The 18,217-nt window shown below is 65.6% G+C and carries 17 protein-coding genes and 1 tRNA gene; 11 read left to right on the top strand and 7 right to left on the bottom strand.

What is annotated here, in order from left to right; translation table 11 throughout:
* The 4 genes from AZ34_RS15540 to AZ34_RS15525 all read right to left on the bottom strand — a co-directional run.
* Nucleotides 1-854 (bottom strand): dihydroxy-acid dehydratase (locus AZ34_RS15540; RefSeq protein WP_197026576.1); only part of this gene is annotated, 854 nt, incomplete at its 3' end.
* Nucleotides 855-918: 64 nt separating this feature from the next.
* On the bottom strand, nt 919-1,590 hold the full coding sequence (pgl, locus tag AZ34_RS15535) for a 6-phosphogluconolactonase (protein WP_051509933.1): 672 nt from the start codon (nt 1,588-1,590) through the stop codon (nt 919-921).
* Between the two features lie 46 nt (nt 1,591-1,636).
* Complete coding sequence (zwf, locus tag AZ34_RS15530; protein ID WP_035609698.1) at nt 1,637-3,103, bottom strand: glucose-6-phosphate dehydrogenase; 1,467 nt, start codon at nt 3,101-3,103, stop codon at nt 1,637-1,639.
* Between the two features lie 54 nt (nt 3,104-3,157).
* A complete protein-coding gene (locus tag AZ34_RS15525) occupies nt 3,158-4,183 on the bottom strand; it encodes a LacI family DNA-binding transcriptional regulator (protein WP_035609695.1) in 1,026 nt (341 codons plus the stop codon).
* Between the two features lie 193 nt (nt 4,184-4,376).
* On the opposite strand from AZ34_RS15525, the gene AZ34_RS15520 reads away from it, so the two are divergent.
* From AZ34_RS15520 to AZ34_RS15505, 4 genes are read left to right on the top strand one after another with little or no spacing between them, the layout of a single operon-like run.
* A complete protein-coding gene (locus tag AZ34_RS15520; protein ID WP_035611945.1) occupies nt 4,377-4,934 on the top strand; it encodes a gluconokinase in 558 nt (185 codons plus the stop codon).
* Nucleotides 4,931-5,437 carry a TRAP transporter small permease subunit gene (locus AZ34_RS15515; RefSeq protein ID WP_035609692.1) on the top strand — a complete coding sequence of 169 codons (507 nt, stop codon included), beginning with the start codon at nt 4,931-4,933 and terminating at the stop codon, nt 5,435-5,437. Before AZ34_RS15520 ends, AZ34_RS15515 begins: the two co-directional genes overlap by 4 nt.
* A gap of 3 nt (nt 5,438-5,440) precedes the next feature.
* Entirely contained in the window at nt 5,441-6,736 is a 1,296-nt protein-coding gene (locus AZ34_RS15510; protein ID WP_231495551.1) for a TRAP transporter large permease, read from the top strand.
* 38 nt (nt 6,737-6,774) lie between these two features.
* Nucleotides 6,775-7,794 carry a TRAP transporter substrate-binding protein gene (locus tag AZ34_RS15505; protein WP_035609690.1) on the top strand — a complete coding sequence of 340 codons (1,020 nt, stop codon included), beginning with the start codon at nt 6,775-6,777 and terminating at the stop codon, nt 7,792-7,794.
* A gap of 126 nt (nt 7,795-7,920) precedes the next feature.
* Here AZ34_RS15505 and AZ34_RS15500 read toward each other — a convergent pair whose 3' ends face one another.
* On the bottom strand, nt 7,921-9,135 hold the full coding sequence (locus AZ34_RS15500; RefSeq protein WP_035611941.1) for a XylR family transcriptional regulator: 1,215 nt from the start codon (nt 9,133-9,135) through the stop codon (nt 7,921-7,923).
* Between the two features lie 349 nt (nt 9,136-9,484).
* Between AZ34_RS15500 and xylF the strand changes: the two genes are divergently transcribed.
* The 5 genes from xylF to AZ34_RS15475 all read left to right on the top strand — a co-directional run bounded on the left by xylF (nt 9,485) and on the right by AZ34_RS15475 (nt 15,063).
* Nucleotides 9,485-10,510, top strand: a complete 1,026-nt coding sequence (xylF, locus tag AZ34_RS15495; RefSeq protein ID WP_035609687.1) for a D-xylose ABC transporter substrate-binding protein — start codon at nt 9,485-9,487, stop codon at nt 10,508-10,510.
* A 59-nt stretch (nt 10,511-10,569) separates the two neighbouring features.
* Nucleotides 10,570-12,138 (top strand): D-xylose ABC transporter ATP-binding protein, encoded by a 1,569-nt coding sequence (gene xylG, locus AZ34_RS15490; RefSeq protein ID WP_419670221.1) that lies wholly within the window; start codon nt 10,570-10,572, stop codon nt 12,136-12,138.
* Nucleotides 12,135-13,331 (top strand): sugar ABC transporter permease, encoded by a 1,197-nt coding sequence (locus tag AZ34_RS15485; RefSeq protein WP_035609682.1) that lies wholly within the window; start codon nt 12,135-12,137, stop codon nt 13,329-13,331. Before xylG ends, AZ34_RS15485 begins: the two co-directional genes overlap by 4 nt.
* 69 nt (nt 13,332-13,400) lie before the next feature.
* On the top strand, nt 13,401-14,168 hold the full coding sequence (locus AZ34_RS15480; protein WP_035609681.1) for an SDR family NAD(P)-dependent oxidoreductase: 768 nt from the start codon (nt 13,401-13,403) through the stop codon (nt 14,166-14,168).
* Complete coding sequence (locus AZ34_RS15475; RefSeq protein ID WP_051509931.1) at nt 14,146-15,063, top strand: SMP-30/gluconolactonase/LRE family protein; 918 nt, start codon at nt 14,146-14,148, stop codon at nt 15,061-15,063. Before AZ34_RS15480 ends, AZ34_RS15475 begins: the two co-directional genes overlap by 23 nt.
* A 4-nt stretch (nt 15,064-15,067) precedes the next feature.
* Here AZ34_RS15475 and miaB read toward each other — a convergent pair whose 3' ends face one another.
* Nucleotides 15,068-16,462 carry a tRNA (N6-isopentenyl adenosine(37)-C2)-methylthiotransferase MiaB gene (gene miaB / locus AZ34_RS15470; protein ID WP_051509930.1) on the bottom strand — a complete coding sequence of 465 codons (1,395 nt, stop codon included), beginning with the start codon at nt 16,460-16,462 and terminating at the stop codon, nt 15,068-15,070.
* 111 nt (nt 16,463-16,573) lie between these two features.
* Between miaB and AZ34_RS15465 the strand changes: the two genes are divergently transcribed.
* Both AZ34_RS15465 and AZ34_RS15460 read left to right on the top strand, forming a co-directional pair.
* Nucleotides 16,574-16,651, top strand: a tRNA-Met gene (locus tag AZ34_RS15465).
* A gap of 142 nt (nt 16,652-16,793) precedes the next feature.
* Nucleotides 16,794-17,630, top strand: coding sequence for an LOG family protein (locus tag AZ34_RS15460; RefSeq protein ID WP_035609679.1), 837 nt, complete (start codon nt 16,794-16,796; stop codon nt 17,628-17,630).
* A 28-nt stretch (nt 17,631-17,658) separates the two neighbouring features.
* Here AZ34_RS15460 and AZ34_RS15455 read toward each other — a convergent pair whose 3' ends face one another.
* The gene (locus AZ34_RS15455; RefSeq protein WP_231495550.1) at nt 17,659-18,021 is read right to left on the bottom strand and encodes a GFA family protein; all 363 of its coding nucleotides are present in this window, start codon (nt 18,019-18,021) and stop codon (nt 17,659-17,661) included.
* Between the last annotated feature and the right edge of the window lie 196 nt (nt 18,022-18,217).

Here is an 18,217-nt window from a genome sequence, read left to right as displayed (position 1 = left end):
CTGTTGGCCGGGTCGCCAGCCGCCGCCTGGGCCAGCGCCACCGCGCGCTGCACGGCCGCGCGCGTGAGCAGTGGACGCAACGTGGTCTGGGGGTTCACGAAGGACGCCCCGGGCAGGTGCAGGCCCATGATTTCCATCAGCATCTGGTTGGAGTTGGCCGTGCCGTAGAACGTACAGGTGCCCGGGCCGTGGTAGGCCGCTTCCTCGGCCTTGAGCAATTCGTCGCGGCTGACCTTGCCCTGTGCGTAGAGTTGGCGTACCTTGGCTTTCTCGTCATTCGGCAGGCCCGAGCTCATGGGGCCCGAGGGCACGAAGACCACGGGCAACTGGCCGAACTGCAGCGCGCCCATCACCAAGCCAGGCACGATCTTGTCGCAGATGCCCAGGCAGAGCGCGGCGTCGAACACATTGTGCGAGAGCGACACCGCCGTGGCCAGCGCGATCACGTCGCGCGAGAACAGCGACAACTCCATGCCCTCATAACCCTGGGTCACGCCATCGCACATGGCGGGCACACCGCCAGCCACCTGGGCCGTGGCACCTGCGGCACGCGCTGCCGCGCGGAGTTGCTCGGGGTAGTTCTCATAAGGCTGATGGGCCGACAGCATGTCGTTGTAGGCGGTAACGATGCCCAGGTTGGGCGCGCGCGCTGCGCGCAGGGTCAGCTTGTCGTTGACAGGCATCGCGGCCCAGGCATGGGCCGCGTTGGCGCAGCCCATGGCCTCGCGGTAGGGACCGGGCTTGCGCGAGCGGGTGACCATGTCCAGGTAGGCGGCGCGGGTCTCGCGGCTGCGTTCGACGATGCGCTCGGTGACGGTCTGGATCGTGGGGTGCAGGGGGATGGGGGCGTTCATGGTTCGTCTCTCTGTTCTGGGCTTCGAATTGGCTCGTTTTGTTTGGGCGTTCAGTCTGTGTGGCTCAATCGGCGTGCCAGACCGCGACCGGTGCGCTGGCGTGGCCTAGCACCAGGGCGATGGGCAGCAAGGTGTCGTGCGCGCCGGCAGGTGCCTTGCGGGTGTGTTCAAGCGCGCGCTGGTAGACCGCCCACTTGGCGGGGCCAGCGATGGACAGGACGGTGTGGCGGCTGTTCAGCAGCGCGGCCAGGTTGAGGCTCAGGCGCGGATGGGGCGCTTGCGTGGGCGTGAGAGCCACCAAGCCGGGCGCGGCGTCGGGCCGCAGCGCCTCGGCCACGCCCGGCGCGTCGGGGAAGAGCGAGGCCGTGTGGCCGTCTTCGCCCATGCCAAGCACGGTCACGTCGGCGGTGAGCGCTGCTTGCGCCGCATGCACCTCGTCCAGGGGCAGGAGGCGCGCGGCAGAGGCTGGGCCTTGCAGCAGATGGGCACGCAGCAGGGTCTCGTTGCGTTCGGCGTGGCCGTCGGGCAGCAGACGCTCGTCCACCAGTTGCACGGCTACCCGCGCCCAGTCCAGCGGCTGCGTGCGCAATTGTTCAAAGAGCGCCACCGGCGAGCGGCCGCCGGACACGCGCAGCAGGGCCTGACCGCGCGCAACCAGCGCGGACTGCAGGCGCGCGGCGATGTCGAGCGCGAGCGCTTCGGCGCTTGCGTGGGGATGTTCCACGGGCATGGGCATCAGCGGTCTCCGTGATGGATGCGGTTTTTTGTGGGGAAAGACAGCTTCATGTTTCCTCGAACCAGGCCAGGCCCTCGCGCGCCATCAGTGCCGAGCTGGCCGCCGGGCCCCAACTGCCCGCGGGGTAGGGTCGGGCGGGTTGGTTGGACGCCTGCCAGCCGCGCTGGATGGGGTCGATCCAGCGCCAGGCGGCTTCCAACTCGTCACGCCGCATGAAGTGCGTCAGGCGGCCATGCACCACGTCCATCAGCAGGCGCTCGTAGGCTTCGGCGCGGCGTCGGCGCGAGGCCGATTGCAGGTCCAGCCCCAGGTCCACGCGCTGCATGCGCATGCCGCTGCCGGGCTCCTTGACCATCATCTGCAGCTGGATGGATTCCTCCGGCTGCAGGGTGATGACCAGGCGGTTGGGCTGCGCGTCGGGTTGGTCCGAGAACACCGAGAAGGGGGGCTGCGCGAACTCAATGATGATCTGGCTGCGCCGATGCGGCATGCGCTTGCCCGTGCGCAGGAAGAAGGGCACATGGGCCCAGCGCGGGTTGCGCACATGGGCCTTGAGCGCGACGAAGGTCTCGGTCTGGCTGTCAGCGGGCACGCCTTGTTCCTGCCGGTAGCCGGGCGCGGCCTGTCCCTCGGCGTGGCCGGCCGTGTATTGGCCGCGCACCGTGTCGCGCAGGATGTCGGCTTGCGTCAGGGGCTGGAGCGAGCGCAGCACCTTGAGCTTTTCGTCACGCACGTCATCGGGGTCGAGCGAGAGCGGCGGCTCCATGGCCACGATGCACATCAGTTGCAGCAGGTGGTTCTGCACCATGTCGCGCAGCGCGCCGGTCTGGTCGTAGAAACCGGCGCGGCTGCCCACGCCCACCGACTCGGCCACGGTGATCTGCACGCTGCGGATGTTGGGGCCGCGCCAGAGCGGCTCGAAGATGGCGTTGCCAAAGCGCAGCACCATGAGGTTCTGCACCGTCTCCTTGCCCAGGTAGTGGTCGATGCGGTAGATCTGTCGCTCGGCGAAGTAGCGGGCCACTTCGTCATTGATGGCACGCGCCGAATCGAGGTCATGGCCCAGGGGCTTTTCCAGCACCACGCGTGCTTCGTCGTTGATCAGGCCCTGCGCGGCCAGCTGGGCGCAGATGGGCGCGAAGAGGTCTGGCGCGGTCGCGAGGTAATAGACGCGCTGGGCTGCGCGCGCGCAGCAGGCGCGCAGCGCGGTGAAACTCTCGGGCCGGGTCGCGTCCACGGTGGCGAAGTCCAGCCGCGCCAGGAAACCGCTCCAGGCCGCGGCATCCAAGGCGTTCTCGGGGATGAAGGGGCGAGCGCGCTCGGCGACGAAGGTCGCGTAGTCCGACGTGGTCCAGGGCTGGCGTCCGACGCCCACGATGCGTGCCTCGGCCGGCAGGCGGCCGTGCAGGTGGGCCATGTAGAGCGCGGGGATCAGCTTGCGCAGCGCCAGGTCGCCGGCGCCGCCGAAGATGACGAGGTCCAGGGGCAGTGGGTGTTCGGTCTTGGTGTTCATGCGAGGGTTCAGGTCACGGGGCAAACCGCATCTTGGCATGGGCCGGGCCGGCTGTCAGGAACTGGCACGCACCACCACTTCGTAAGGCAGGCGCACGCTGTGCTGGGTGGGTTGGCCGCCGCGCATCAGTTGCAGCAGCATCTGCGCGCCGGCCTCGCCGATGGCCCAGCGCGGCGTGCGCACCGTGGTCAGCGGCGGCAGCATCTGGGCGCTGCCGGCGAGGTCATTGAAGCCGGCGATGGCCAGCCGCTGCGGGACGGGTAGTCCCAGACGTTGCGCGGCCAGCAGACCGCCCTGCGCCAGATCGTCATTGCAGAAAAAGACGGCGTCCACGTCCGGCTGTTCGCGCAGCAGTCGCTCCAGCAGCTCGGCGCCCAGTGCCAGGGAAGAACGCGCCGAACTCAGCAGCTCCAGCGCGGGGTCGTGCAGGCCGACGGCGCGCAGGCAGCGGCGGTAGCCCTCGGCGCGCTGCAGGGTGCGCGGGTCGAGCTGGGCGGCAATGAAGGCGATGCGTTTGCGCCCGCGCGACAACAGGTGCTCGGTCATTGCGGCGCCGGCGTCCTGCTGCGAGAAGCCTGCGCAATAGACCTGGGGCGCGTCGGTGACTTCCATCAAGTGCACGCAGGGCACCCCGCTGGCCGCGATCAGTTGGCGCGCGGTCTCGGTGCGGTCAAAGCCCGTGACCAGCAGGCCGGCCGGGCGCAACGCGAGGTAGCTGCGCAGCAGCGCTTCTTCCTCCTCGGCGTCGTAGTGGGTCACGCCGATCAGCGGCTGGTACCCCGCCGGGAACAGGGTGCGGTGCACGGCTTCGAGTACATCCACGAACAGGGTGTTGGACAGCAGGGGTACGAGCACAGGCACCTGGGTGCCGCGTTGCGTGGCCAGGGCGCGGGCTGCGGGGTCCGGCACATACCCCAGGCGCTGCGCCGCTTCCCGCACACGGGTTGCCAGATCCGGGGCCACGCCGCGCTCTCCGCGCAGCGCGCGCGAGGCGGTGATGGGGCTGACGTCGGCGGCTTGGGCCACGTCGTTGAGGGTGACGCGACCGCTGGAACGGCTGCGGCGCGGGTGCTGGCTCAAGGGTTATCCCTGCGAATTTGGAAAGCGCGACTGCGGTAGGATAGCGCTACCAACACGGGAATACAAGGCTGCCAGGCCGCGTAAACCGGTCTCTCAGGGTTTTCATCCGGATTTCTCGACTCAGCTTCATGCATTTGCGCGGCAGGCACTTGGCCTGCCGTTTTGACAGAGCATGGGACAGCGCTACCAAATCATGTCCGACACACCCTCCTCCGCACCCGATGCCGGGTCCGCACCGCAACACCTCGTGGTGATGGGCGTGGCCGGCTGTGGCAAATCCAGCCTGGCGCAGGCCGTGGCCCGTGAAATGGGCTGGCGTCTGCACGAGGGGGACGACTACCACTCGCCCGAGAACGTGCGCAAGATGCGCGCGGGCATCCCCTTGACCGATGACGACCGTGCGGGCTGGCTGGAGCGCCTGGGTCAACTGCTCGCCGCCGAACCCGGTGCGGTGCTGACCTGTTCCGCGCTGCGCCGCGTCTACCGGGATCGCCTGCGGGCCGCCGCGCCCGGCCTGCGCTTCGCCTTCATGGGCCTGGACCAGGACGCCGCGCGCCAGCGCGTGGCAGCGCGGCCCGGCCATATCTTTCCGGTGAGTCTGGTGGCGAGTCAGTTCCAGACCCTGGAAGACCCCAGCGGCGAAGCGGGCGTGTTGACGCTCGACGCCCTGCAGCCGCTGGACCTGCTGTGCCGCCAGGTCTGTGACTGGCTGCGCCAGCCCACGCCCCAGACCGGAGCGCCCCAGGCATGAACCACGACGCCTCCACCCCGGCCCCGTCCGCCTTCCAGAAGTTCAGCAGCCTGCTCATGGCCCTGTGCCTGGCCGTGATGGCCTTGGCGGTCTTCATCAATGTGGTGTTGCGCTACGGCTTCGGCAGCGGCGTGGCGGCCAGCGAAGAACTCTCGCGCCTGCTTTTCGTCTGGCTGGTGTGCATCGGTGCGGTTCCGGCCTACGCGCGCGGCGAACACATGGCATTCACCGCCTTGGTCCGGCGTTTTCGCCATCGCGCGGTCATGCCTTGGCTGGCGCGGCTCATCCATGCGCTGGTCGCACTGGCCTGCGCCATGCTGGCTTGGGGTGCCTGGCAACAGGTGCTGGTGGGCATGAGCAGCCACAGCGTGGTGCTGCGTTATCCCGCAGCCTTGTTGCCCTTGCCGGCCTTGTTGTGCAGCGTGGCCATCGGCCTGATGGCCTTGCGCAACCTGGTGCGTGGGCAGTTGCCGGATTTCGGTCATGAAGCCGAAGTGGAGTGAGTGGTGAGTCTCGAAGCGCAAGCCTTTCTTGTTTTCTGCCTGGGCATGGTGTTCTTCATGGGCCTGGGCGTGCCCATGGCCTTTGCCCTGGTGCTGACCGGCGCGGGCATGGCATGGACGCTGGACTTCTGGGACACCCAGTTGCTGGCTCAGAACCTGGTGGCTGGCATCGACAGCTTCCCGCTGCTGGCCGTGCCTTTCTTCATCCTGGCGGGCGAGCTGATGAACGCGGGCGGGATCAGCCGCCGCATCATCGAGATGGCGCGCGCTTGGGTGGGCCACATCCGTGGCGGTCTGGGTTTCGTGACCATCGGCGCGGCCATGCTGATGGCCAGCATGAGCGGTTCGGCCCTGGCGGACACTGCGGCCTTGGCCACCATCCTGCTGCCGATGATGAAGTCGCATGGTTACCCCATGGGCCGCTCGGCCGGCCTGATGGCCGCGGGCGGCATCATCGCGCCCATCATCCCGCCGTCCATGCCCATGGTGATCTATGGCGTGACGACCAACACCTCGATCTCCCAGCTGTTCCTCGCGGGCCTCGTGCCCGGCATCATCATGGGCCTGGGCCTGGTGATCGCCTGGCGCATTGAGAGCACGCGTTTGACTGGCGTGCAGCGCGACGAGCCCATGCCCTACAAAGCACGCCTGCGTGCGACCGGCAAGGCCTTTTGGGCCCTGCTGATGCCGGTCATCATCATCGGTGGCATGAAAACCGGCGTGTTCACGCCGACCGAGGCGGCGGTGGTCGCGGCCTTCTACGCCCTGGTCGTCGCCACCCTGGTGCACCGTGAAATGAGCCTGACGCAGTTGCATGGTGTGCTGGCCCGCGCGGCCAAGACCACGGCCATCGTGATGTTCCTGTGCGCGGGCGCGCAAGTCGCCAGCTACATGGTCACGCTGGCCGACTTGCCCGCCGTGCTGACCGGCTGGCTCGGCGGCCTGACCGAGAACCCCAAGCTGTTGATGCTGGTGATGATGGGCGTGCTGGTCCTGATTGGCACCGCGCTGGACTTGACGCCCACCATCCTGATCTTCGCGCCCGTCATGCTGCCCATCGCGGTCAAGGCCGGCATCGACCCGGTGTACTTCGGCCTGATGTTCGTGCTCAACGGCACCATCGGCCTGATCACCCCGCCCGTGGGCACCGTTCTGAATGTGGTGGCGGGCGTGGGCCGCATGCGGCTGGACGAGGTGATCCGCGGAGTCAGTCCTTATCTGGTGGTCTACCTGGCCATCCTGCTGCTCTTCATCGCTTTCCCGCAGATCGTCACCGCGCCCGTTGCCTGGCTGCGCTGACGACTTTCATTTCTCTCAATGCTTCTAGGAGACTCCCCATGAAATTGATTCGACGCACCTTGCTCGCCGTCACCTCGGCCGCGCTGCTGGCCGCGCCCCTGGCTGGTTTCGCGCAGGACGTGAAGTCGCGCATCATCCGCTTCGGCTACGGCCTGAACGAGCAGTCCAACCAGGGCCGCGCGGTCAAGGTCTTCGCCGACGAGGTGGCCAAGGCGTCCAACGGCAAGCTGCGCTTGCGCGCGGTCGGCGCTGCAGCCCTGGGCTCGGACGTGCAGATGCAGCAGGCCCTGATTGGCGGCGCGCAGGAAATGATGGTGGGCTCCACCGCCACCCTGGTCGGCATCACCCAGGAAATGGCGCTGTGGGACACGCCTTTCCTCTTCAACAACACCCAAGAAGCCGACGCCGTGCTGGACGGTCCGGTGGGCCAGAAGGTGATGGACAAGCTGCAGGAAAAGGGCCTGGTCGGCCTGGTCTACTGGGAAAACGGCTTCCGCAACCTGACCAACAACAAGCGCCCGGTCACCAAGGTGGAGGACATGGACGGCATCAAGCTGCGCGTGATGCAGAACAACGTCTTCCTCGACAGCTTCAAGATGCTGGGCGCCAACGCCGTGCCCCTGCCTTTCTCCGAGCTGTTCAGCGCGCTGGAGACCAAGACGGTCGACGGTCAGGAGAATCCCTACAACACCATCTTGTCGAGCAAGTTCTACGAAGTCCAGAAGTACCTGAGCGTGACCAATCACGTCTACAGCCCCTGGATCGTGACCGTCAGCAAGAAGTGGTGGGACACCCTGTCCAAGGATGAGCAGAAGATCCTGCTCGACGCCGCGAAGAAGAGCCGTGACTTTGAGCGCAAGGACACCCGCGCCGAGGCCGCCCAGGCTCTGGCGGATCTGCGTGCCAAGGGCATGCTGATCAACGAGCTGACCCCGACCGAAACCGACCGCATGCGTGCGCGCCTGACCCAGGTGAACGCCAGCATCGCCAGCAGCGTGGGCCAGGCCCTGTGGGACGAGACCCAGGCCGAACTCAAGCGCCTGCGCGCGAAGAAGTAAACCGCTCCCAGGTTTGCCCCAACCGCCCGCCGCGCACCGCGCCGGGCGGTTTTTTCTTGCGCGGGACCGTCTTGCCTGGACGGTCGTCGCAGAGGAACCCGCGCCCCGTTGCGGCACGCAGGACCTTCATGCGCGGGCGCCCGAGGTCATGCGCTCCTGGTACTCGCGCGGCGTGCAGTCAAGCTCACGACGGAAGACGGCGTACATGTACTGCAGCGTGGTGAAGCCGCTGCGCACGGCGACGTCGGCGCTGGACGCGTCGCGCCGCGCGAGCATCTCCTTGGCGACGTCCAGCTTGTGGTTGAGGATCGCCTGGTGCACGGTGCAGCCCAGGTCGCGGCGGAAATGGTCTTCCAGCGCCGAGCGCGAGATGCCCACGTAAGCGGCCACCTGCTCGGTCTTGATGCCCTGGCAGGCGTACTGCCGGATGAAGTGGCGCGCGCGCATCACATGAGGATTCGACAGGGGTTGATGGCGCGAGGATGCGAGCGCGTTGATGCCCACCGGCGGAATGAGGACCCGGTGCCCGGGCAGTCGCACGCCGCCCAGCATCTGATGCAGGAGGTGCGCGGCGGTGCGACCCATTTCCTCGGTGCTTTGGATGACGGAGGACAGCGGGATGCGCCCGAGGGTACGCGCCAGCGGGTCGTTGTCGATGCCGATGATGGCGACTTGGTCGGGGACGGCGAGATCGGCAAGCAGGCATGCCTGCAGCAGATGGCGCGCGCGCGCGTCGTTGACGGCAATGATGCCGACCGGCTTGGGCAGGGCCCGCAGCCACTCGATCAACTGGGCGCTGGCCTGGTTCCAGGCCATTGCGCTGGTGAGCAGGCCACGGTAAATCTCCTCGCGCGTGCGCGCGCCGGGCTCATCGGTCTGACGCAGCCGCAGATAGATCCGTTCGCGTTCCTGTGCCCAGCGGTAGCCCGCCGCTTCAGGCAGGCTGTAGAGCGCGAAGTTCTGCAGACCCGATGCGATCAGGTGGTTGTAGGCCAGCGATATCAGTTGCGCGTTGTCGATCGCGACGTAGGGGTGCTGACTCGGATAGGCCGCCGGGTCTTCGTAGGACGCACCGATCGCGACGATGGGCAGGCGGCAGTGTCGCAGGGCTTCGGCGACGGCGGGGTCGTCGAAGTCGGCGATGATGCCGTCGCCATCGAAGTGCTCGATGCCGGCGAGCCGGCAGTGGTAATCGTCCTCGAGAAACAGGTCCCAGGTGACGCGCGTCGAACGCAGGTAGTCGCCAATGCCGACGATGACTTCCCGGTCATAGACCTTGTTCGCGCTGAACAGAAGCGCGATCCGATGGATGCGCGGATGCGCGGGCGAGTGGCTGTGCATGGTGGCGGACGCGGTCTCGCTGTACATCGACTTGTCTCCGTGGAGGGCCAGGCGCGGCTCGGAGGCCATGCGTTCTTCTTGTTAGTACCTAGGTGGAACTACCAATTCGGTTGGCTGGGCCCAGGCGTCGACCGCGATGATAAATAAACATTAGATTCTTTGGCCGATTTCACAATCGACCCCGCGAAAGGGGAGGGCTACGATGAAGACGCTCTGCGTGGTGTGTCCCTGAAGGACCGCGAGCGACGGGGGCGGATTCTCACGCGGCGTTGCGCCGCATGCCGGGTCCGCGCTTGCAGTGATGACCGATGCATCGGTCCATCGATCCCTACAAACAGGAGTGAGACAAATGATCTTCAACAAACGTCGCACCGTATTGGGTGCACTGGTGTGCGGCGCGGTCCTCACCGGCTCGCTGCTGGGTCCCTTGGCGCATGCCAGCAAGGAGCGCCCGGAAATCGGTTTCAGCATCGACGACCTGCGCGTCGAGCGCTGGGCGCGTGACCGTGACTACTTCGTAGCCGCGGCCACCCAGCTCGGCGCCAAGGTGTCGGTGCAATCGGCCGATGCCAACGAGGCACGCCAGATCGCCCAGATCGAGAACATGATTTCGCGCGGTATGGACGTGATCGTGATCGTGCCCTTCAACTCCAAGGCCCTGACCAATGTCGTGGCCGAGGCGAAGAAAGCTGGCATCAAGGTATTGTCTTATGACCGCCTGATCCTGGACGCCGATGTCGATGCCTATATTTCCTTCGACAACCACAAGGTCGGTGAAATGCAGGCACAAGGCGTCTTCAACGCGCGTCCGAAGGGCAACTACTTCCTGCTGGGCGGCTCGCCGACCGACAACAACGCCAAGATGCTGCGCGAAGGCCAGTTGAAGGTGCTGCAACCCGCGATTGACCGGGGCGACATCAAGGTGGTCGGCTCACAGTGGGTGCCCGAGTGGAGCCCGTCGACCGCGCTCTCCATCATGGAGAACGCGCTGACGGCCAATGGCAACAAGATCGACGCCGTGGTTGCCTCGAACGACGGCACGGCTGGTGGCGCGATCCAGGCGCTGGCCGCGCAACGCCTGGCCGGCAAGGTGCCGATCTCGGGCCAGGATGCCGATCTGGCCGCCGTCAAGCGCCTGCTGGCCGGTACGCAGACCATGACGGTCTACAAGCCGCTCAAGCAGATCGCGAGCACGGCGGCCCAGCTGGCGGTGGACCTCGCCAAGGGCGTCAAGCCGTCCTACAACGCCCAGTACGACAACGGCCGCAAGAAGGTCGACACCGTGCTCCTGCAACCGACCGTGCTGACCAAGGCGAACATCGATCTGGTCGTCAAGGATGGTCTCTACACCCAGGCGCAGATCAGCGGCAAGTGATCCGTTGCTTCTGATCGTTGGGTGGGTGCGTCCTGTCATGCACCCACCCTCCTTTATGCGTGGAGAACAGCATGGCACAAGCTTTGTTGGCGATGCGTGGCATCGTCAAGGCGTTCGCGGGCGTCAAGGCGTTGGACGGCATCGACTTGACGGTGATGCCGGGTGAGTGCGTGGGTCTGTGCGGCGAGAACGGCGCGGGCAAGTCCACGCTGATGAAAGTGCTGTCGGGTGTCTACCCGCATGGCAGTTGGGACGGTGAAATCCTTTGGGACGGGACGCCGCTGCAGGCGCGGGGCATCCGTGACACGGAACGGGCCGGCATCGTCATCATCCACCAGGAGCTGATGCTGGTGCCCGAACTGTCGGTGGCCGAGAACATTTTCCTGGGCAACGAGATCACGCTGCCCGGTGGGCGCATGAACTATGACGCGATGTACCAGCGCGCCGATGAGTTGCTGCGCGGGCTGAATATCCAGGGCATCAACGTGGCCCAGCCGGTCATGAACTATGGCGGCGGGCATCAGCAACTGATCGAGATTGCCAAGGCGCTGAACAAACGGGCCCGGCTGTTGATCCTGGACGAACCCTCGTCCTCGCTGACGGCCACCGAGATTCACATCCTGCTGGACATCGTGCGGGACTTGAAGAAACGTGGCGTCGCCTGCGTGTACATCTCGCACAAGCTCGACGAGGTGGAGGCGGTGTGCGACACCGTCACGGTGATCCGCGATGGTCGGCATGTGGCCACGGCGCCGATGCATACCTTGACCACCGACCGCATCATCACGCAGATGGTGGGGCGTGAAATCAGCAACCTGTTTCCGCGCGAGCCGCACGAGATCGGCGAGGTCGTTTTCGAGGCGCGCCACGTGACCTGCCACGATGCCAACAATGCGCAGCGCAAGCGCGTGGACGATGTTTCCTTCAGTCTGCGCCGTGGCGAGATTCTCGGCGTGGCCGGCCTGGTCGGCGCGGGCCGGACCGAGCTGATGCAGGCCGTTTTTGGCGCCTATCGTGGCGCGAGCCGCGCGCAAGTGCTGCTTGATGGCAAGCCGGTGAAGATCCGCGCACCGCTGGACGCGATTCGCGCGGGCATCGCGATGGTGCCGGAAGACCGCAAGCAGCACGGCATCGTGCCGCTGATGAGCGTCGGGCACAACATCACCCTGGCCGTCTTGCAGCGCTTCGCGCACGGCGGGCGCATCGAGGCCTCGGCGGAGCTGGACACCATACGCGTCGAAATGCAGCGCTTGTCGGTGCGCGCCGCGCACCCCATGCTGCCGATCGCGAGCCTGTCGGGCGGCAACCAGCAAAAAGCCGTGCTCACGCGCATGCTGCTGACCCAGCCGCGTGTGCTCATCCTCGACGAGCCGACGCGCGGCGTCGACGTGGGCGCGAAGTACGAAATCTACAAATTGATCTTCCGCCTCGCGCGCGAGGGCATGGCCATCATCGTCGTGTCGTCCGAGCTGCCCGAGGTGCTCGGTCTCAGCGACCGCGTGCTGGTGATCGGCGAAGGCGAGTTGCGTGGTGATTTCGTCAACGAGAACCTGACGCAGGAAGACATTCTGACTGCCGCGATCCAACCGGCGCGGCGTTCCCATGGCAGTGAAGTGATGGCAGCATGACCCCTGAAACCTTGTCCCCCTCGGCCCCGGCGCTGCAAGAAGCCGCTGGCGGCTCCGCGCCCCGTCCGCAACAACTGTTCATGCGCTACAAGATCCTGGCCTTGCTGATTGCCGTGGCCGTGATCTGGATTTTCTTCTCGGTGATGACCGATGGCGCCTTCATCACACCGCGCAATGTGTCTAACCTGCTGCGGCAGATGTCGATCACCGGCATGCTGGCCTGCGGCATGGTCTTCGTGATCATCGCGGGGGAAATCGACTTGTCGGTCGGCGCGCTATTGGGCCTGCTGGGCGGCTTGGCCGCCATCCTGGACGTGGTCTTCGGCTGGCCGATCTGGTACACGGTGCCGACGGTGCTGTTGCTGGGAACGGCGGCCGGTCTGTTCAACGGCTGGTTGTCCACCTACGGCGGCATTCCCTCCTTCATCGTGGGCCTGGGCGGCATGCTGGCTTACCGTGGCATCCTGCTCGGCGCCACGGGTGGCTCGACCATCGCGCCGGTCTCGGAGGAGTTTGTCTTCATCGGCCAGGGCTACTTGCCTCAGCTGTTGGGTCATGTCCTGGCCGTGCTGCTCTTCGTGCTGCTGGCGGCGCTGACGATCATGCGCCGACGCAGCCAGCAGCGATATGAGCTGGCGGTCGCGCCGATCTGGCAAGACGTCGCCAAGGTCGTCGTCATCGGCGTCCTGATCGCAGGTTTCATGACCATGCTGGACCAGTACGGCGGCATCCCCGTGCCGGTGTTGCTCCTGCTCGTGATGCTCGGTGTTTTTTCCTGGATCGCCACGCAGACCGTGTTTGGCCGACGCATCTATGCCGTGGGCTCCAACCTGGACGCCACGCGCCTGTCGGGCATCAACACCGACCGTGTGAAGCTGGCGGTCTTCGGTCTGATGGGGCTGATGTGCGCCTTCGCCGGCATGATCAACACCGCGCGCCTGGCGGCCGGTTCCCCGTCGGCGGGGTCGCAGGGGGAACTCGACGCAATCGCCGCCTGCTTCATCGGCGGCACCTCGATGCGTGGCGGCTCCGGCACCGTCTACGGCGCGCTGATCGGCGCGCTGGTGATGGCCAGCCTGGACAACGGCATGTCGATGCTCGATGTCGACGCTTACTGGCAGATGATCGTCAAAGGCGCGATCCTGGTGCTGGCCGTCTGGGTCGACGTGCTCTCCCGGTCGAGCCGAGCCTGATACGCGACAAAGCGCTTGTTCCTGCTCTCTACTCCCGATATCTGATCACTGACGACTGTGACTGTACCCATGGCTTATGCAATCTATCCAACGCTGCTAGACAAGAACGTGGTGGTCACGGGCGGCGGCAGCGGCATCGGCGCCGCCATCGTGGAGGCTTATGTGCAACAAGGCGCGCGCGTCACCTTTCTGGACGTGGCCCGCGCGGATTCCGAAGCTTTGGTTGCCTCCTTGGCCGGGGCACGCAACGCACCAGTGTTCCGCTACTGCGACCTGACCGATATCCAGGCTCTGAACGCGACGTTCGCCGAGATCGAGGCGCAGACCGGGCCGGTCGAAGTGCTCGTCAACAACGCGGCCAATGACGACCGCCATCGACCTGGCGAGATCAGCGCCGCCTATTGGGACCAGCGCATCCAGGTCAACCTGCGGCATCAATACTTCTGCGCGCAGGCCGTGATGGGTGGCATGAAGCGACTGGGGCGCGGGGTGATCTTGAACCTGGGATCGATCTCCTGGCATCTCGCGCAAGCGGACCTGTCGATCTACATGACGGCCAAGGCGGGCATCGAGGGCATGACGCGGGGACTGGCGCGTGATCTCGGTGGCCACGGCATCCGCGTCAACTGCATCGTGCCCGGCGCGGTGCGCACCCCCCGCCAGATGAAGCTGTGGCAAACCCCCGAGAGCGAGGCACAGTTGCTTGCCACCCAGTGCCTGCACAAGCGCGTGGATTCCGTGCATGTGGCGCGCATGGCGCTGTTCCTGTCCTCCGACGACGCCGAGTGCTGCACCGCGCGCGAGTATTTCGTCGATGCCGGCTGGTTCGGCGGCTGATGTGAACCCGCTGCATCACCTGCGGCCCGAGTGCCTGTGGCCCGTCGCTGCGACCCTCGGGGAAGGGGTGGTGTGGCATGCGCAGGAGCATGCCGTCTTTTTCGTAGACATCAAGCAACGCAAGCTGCATCGACTCGACACGGTGACTGGCGCACGGCGCAGCTGGGATGCGCCGGGGCAGATCGGTTTTGCCCTGCCGCATGTCCGCGGCGGCCTGATCTGCGGGGTGCAGGGTGGCCTGCATCGTTTTGATGCGCGCAGCGGGACATTCACGCTTTGCCTGCCGGTGGAGGCTGATCTGCCGGGTAATCGGCTCAACGATGGTCATGTCGATGCCGAGGGCGCGCTCTGGTTTGGCTCGATGGACGATGCCGAAAGCGAGGTCACAGGAGCGCTCTACCGCGTCGGGGCCGACGGCCAGCTGAGCGTTCGCGACCGCGCTTATGTGATCACGAATGGACCGGCCCGCAGCCCCGATGGCGGGACGCTCTATCACAACGACACGCTGCAGCGCGTGGTGTACGCTTTTGATGTGGGGCCTGAGGGCGTGCTGAGCCGCAAACGTGTGTTTGCCCGCATGGAAGGCAGTGGCTATCCCGATGGCATGGCCGTGGACAGCGAGGGAAGTCTGTGGGTCGCGCTGTTTGGCGGTGCACGCATTGAGCGGTTCGCGCCGGATGGCAGCCGGCTCGGTGCGGTTGCTTTCCCCTGTTCGAACATCACCAAGCTCGCGTTTGGCGGTGACGACTTGCGCACGGTCTATGTGACCACCGCCCGCAAGGGGCTGGACGACGCGGCCTTGGCGCAGCAGCCCCTGGCGGGCAGCCTGTTCACGTTTCGGGCGGACGTGGCGGGGCTGGCGCCCACGCTGTGCAGCGCCCCCTTGGGCTTCTGACAGCTCAAGCCTGGGTGGCCGTTTCCTTCGTCAGCACCTCGCCCCGCAGCGAGTGCGAGTAGGCCTGGGTGATCTTCACATCCATCATCTGGCCGATCAGCCGTGAAGTGGCAGCCTGCATGGCCGGCCCGGCGGAGAAGTTCACCGCACGGTTGCACACGGTCTTGCCGGTCAGTTCACCCGGGTCCTTGCGCGAGGGGCCTTCGACCAGGATGCGCTGCGTCGTGCCCACCAGCTTCTGGCTCAGGCGCCGCATATTGCCGTCGATCAGCGCCTGCACTTCCTGCAGGCGGCGCAGCTTGACCGCGTGCGGCGTGTCGTCCTGCAGATTGGCCGCGGGCGTGCCGGGGCGGGGGCTGTAGATGAAGCTGAAGCTGTTGTCGAATTCCATGTCCTCGATCAGCTTGAGCGTCCTGGCGTGGTCGTCTTCCGTCTCGCCGGGAAAGCCGACGATGAGGTCGGTGGCCAGCGCCAGGTCCGGCCGCACGGCGCGCAGCTTGCGCACCGTGCTCTTGTATTCGAGCGACGTGTAGCCGCGTTTCATCGCCATCAGGATGCGGTCGCTGCCGTGCTGCACTGGCAGGTGCAGGTGGCTCACCAGCTTCGGAATGCGGGCGTAGGCCTCGATCAGGCGCGGCGTGAATTCCTTGGGGTGGCTGGTGGTGTAGCGGATGCGTTCTATGCCGGGCATCTCCGCCACCAGTTCGATCAGCGCGGCGAAGTCCAGCCCGTCCTTGTTCCAGGCGTTGACGTTCTGGCCCAGCAGGGTGATTTCCTTCACACCCTGCGCGGCCAGGCCGGCCACCTCGGTCAGCACGTCGTCCAGCGGGCGGTGAACTTCCTCGCCGCGCGTGTAGGGCACGACGCAGTAGCTGCAGTACTTGGAGCAGCCTTCCATGATGCTCACGAAAGCGCTCGCCCCCTCATTGCGCGCGGGGGGCAGGTGGTCGAACTTCTCGATCTCGGGGAAGCTGATGTCCACCTGGGGACGCTTCTGCACCTCGCGGGCGGCGAGCAGCTCGGGCAGGCGGTGCAGGGTCTGTGGACCGAAGACCACGTCCACGTAAGGCGCGCGGGCGATGATGGCTTCGCCCTCCTGGCTGGCGACGCAGCCGCCGACGCCGATCTTCACGCCCTTGGCTTTGAGGTGCTGCACGCGCCCCAGGTCGGAGAAAACTTTCTCTTGCGCCTTCTCGCGCACCGAGCAGGTGTTGAAGAGGATCAGGTCGGCCTGCTCCACGTCGTCGGTCTTTTCATAACCCTGGGCCGCGCCCAGCACGTCGGCCATCTTGTCCGAGTCGTACTCGTTCATCTGGCAGCCGAAGGTTTTGATGAAAACTTTCTTGCTGGGCGCGGCGGGGAGGCTGGCGGATGTGGCTGGGGTGTCCGAGCGGTTCATGGTGTGTATCCAGAGGCTGGGTCGTCAACGGAAAGCGAACCCGCCATGATACCGGGGCGGAGGCCGACGCGCTCGGTGCCTCTGGTGATTGGGCTATAATGCGCGGCTCTTGGAGGTGTAGCTCAGTTTGGTCAGAGCGCAGGATTCATAACCCTGAGGTCGGCGGTTCAACCCCGCCCACCTCCACCAGGATAGACAAAGCCAGCCGTCTCGCGACGGCTGGCTTTTTGTTTTTCCGGAGGGTTCCGGTCGCAGCGATGGGTATGGAGTTTGCTTGCTGGATGGTGTGGGCCCCAAGTGGTGCCTGCATGTTCGGCAATTGGAGTATGTGATGAAGCTGCAACTCTTCCAGCGTCTGTTCATCCTGATCAGCGCCCTCGTCCTGGCCGGCTGCGCGAGCACCATGGACTGCCCCAGCGTGCTACCCAACGCCAGTTATACCGGCCCTTACAAGGGGGTGGACAACAAGCTGAGCGTGGCCGATCTGAGCCGTGACCTGCATTGCGCTCAGACTTTCAAGACCACCAAGTACCCGGGTGGTTTTGTCTCCATCTACGGCAGTTCACGCATCGGCGAAGCCAGCCGTCTGCCCGACCCGGCGCTGGCCCGGCAGAGCGAGGCGCTGTATGCCGACGTGATGGCCTTTGCCGAGACCTGGACACGCAAACACGGCAAGCACTACCCCGTGATGACGGGCGCCGGGCCGGGGCTGATGGAGGCGGGCAGCCGCGGTGCGCTCCAGGCGGGTGGCCCCAGCATCGGTTACACCACCTATTACGATCCGCCGCCGCGTGGTGACGCGACCAAGGTGTTCTGGAAGTACAAGGGCCAGGACTTGATCACTGATGGCCTGATCTTCTCCAGCGTTGGCATCCGCGAGTACGCCATGTTCCTGCATTCAGCGGCCATCGTGATTGGCCCCGGCGGTACCGGGACCGAGTGGGAGCTGTTCCAGATATTGGAAATGACCAAGAGCGACCAGTTGCAGCCCGTGCCCATCTATCTGGTGGGCAACAAGGATGTGCACTGGAAGAGCTTCTACGACCGGCTGGACGATATGATCCGCCGCGGAACCATCCGACAGGGTGAGGTGACACGGCATTTTGAGCATGTGGAACGTGCCGTGGACCTGCTGCCCTTGCTGGAAAAACGCCTGCGCTTGCCCTGAAGGGTTCGCTGCGCTCAAATCCGTTTGCTTACGGCATTGCGGCGCCAACCGCGCGGCGAACCGGCACACCTTCGATGTTTGCCCCATCGAGGCAGTGGACATTGATGCCCAGGTTGTCGGGTGTCACCCGCTTGCGGTGGAAGGGATAGATCCCGCACACCTTGCAGAAGTAGTGCCGGGCTGTTTTGGTGTGGAACTGGTACTCCGTGAGGGCCTCTGCGCCCGCAATGAGGCGGAAGTTGCTCTCATGCACTTTGACCATGAGAGCGTTCTTCTTCTTGCAGATGGAACAGTCGCAGGTGGTCAGTTCCGGGAAATCGGTCTCGATTTCAAAGCGGACCGCGCCGCAGTGGCAACTGCCTTGGAGTTTCTGAATTGCTCGGGATGACATGGTGGCGCTGATCGCAGGGTCTGGCGGGCTGTTGGGGATGGAGGCGGATGCAAGCGATCTTCTCATGGTGCTGTCAGGCGAGGGTCTGCGTCGATACGACTGACTGTGGGTGTCGTGCGTGGTTCCTTCAGGTAAAAGCGCCCACCCGGGGGGACGATGCACTAGTCCACCCCTTCGATAAAATCAGGGGTCGTGC

It is taken from the genome of Hylemonella gracilis str. Niagara R (genome assembly GCF_000600295.1).
Taxonomy (GTDB): domain Bacteria; phylum Pseudomonadota; class Gammaproteobacteria; order Burkholderiales; family Burkholderiaceae_C; genus Hylemonella; species Hylemonella gracilis_A.
Note: the sequence above shows the minus strand (reverse complement) of the source record. Positions and strands in the feature narration are given on the sequence as shown.

What these genes read in the sequence shown, in the direction of transcription:
- pgl (WP_051509933.1), bottom strand. Translation starts at nt 1,590, where the DNA reads ATGCCCATGCCCGTGGAACATCCCCACGCAAGCGCCGAAGCGCTCGCG.
- zwf (WP_035609698.1), bottom strand. Translation starts at nt 3,103, where the DNA reads ATGAACACCAAGACCGAACACCCACTGCCCCTGGACCTCGTCATCTTC.
- AZ34_RS15520 (WP_035611945.1), top strand. Translation starts at nt 4,377, where the DNA reads ATGTCCGACACACCCTCCTCCGCACCCGATGCCGGGTCCGCACCGCAA.
- AZ34_RS15515 (WP_035609692.1), top strand. Translation starts at nt 4,931, where the DNA reads ATGAACCACGACGCCTCCACCCCGGCCCCGTCCGCCTTCCAGAAGTTC.
- AZ34_RS15505 (WP_035609690.1), top strand. Translation starts at nt 6,775, where the DNA reads ATGAAATTGATTCGACGCACCTTGCTCGCCGTCACCTCGGCCGCGCTG.
- AZ34_RS15500 (WP_035611941.1), bottom strand. Translation starts at nt 9,135, where the DNA reads ATGCACAGCCACTCGCCCGCGCATCCGCGCATCCATCGGATCGCGCTT.
- xylF (WP_035609687.1), top strand. Translation starts at nt 9,485, where the DNA reads ATGATCTTCAACAAACGTCGCACCGTATTGGGTGCACTGGTGTGCGGC.
- AZ34_RS15485 (WP_035609682.1), top strand. Translation starts at nt 12,135, where the DNA reads ATGACCCCTGAAACCTTGTCCCCCTCGGCCCCGGCGCTGCAAGAAGCC.
- AZ34_RS15480 (WP_035609681.1), top strand. Translation starts at nt 13,401, where the DNA reads ATGGCTTATGCAATCTATCCAACGCTGCTAGACAAGAACGTGGTGGTC.
- AZ34_RS15475 (WP_051509931.1), top strand. Translation starts at nt 14,146, where the DNA reads ATGCCGGCTGGTTCGGCGGCTGATGTGAACCCGCTGCATCACCTGCGG.
- miaB (WP_051509930.1), bottom strand. Translation starts at nt 16,462, where the DNA reads ATGAACCGCTCGGACACCCCAGCCACATCCGCCAGCCTCCCCGCCGCG.
- AZ34_RS15460 (WP_035609679.1), top strand. Translation starts at nt 16,794, where the DNA reads ATGAAGCTGCAACTCTTCCAGCGTCTGTTCATCCTGATCAGCGCCCTC.
- AZ34_RS15455 (WP_231495550.1), bottom strand. Translation starts at nt 18,021, where the DNA reads ATGTCATCCCGAGCAATTCAGAAACTCCAAGGCAGTTGCCACTGCGGC.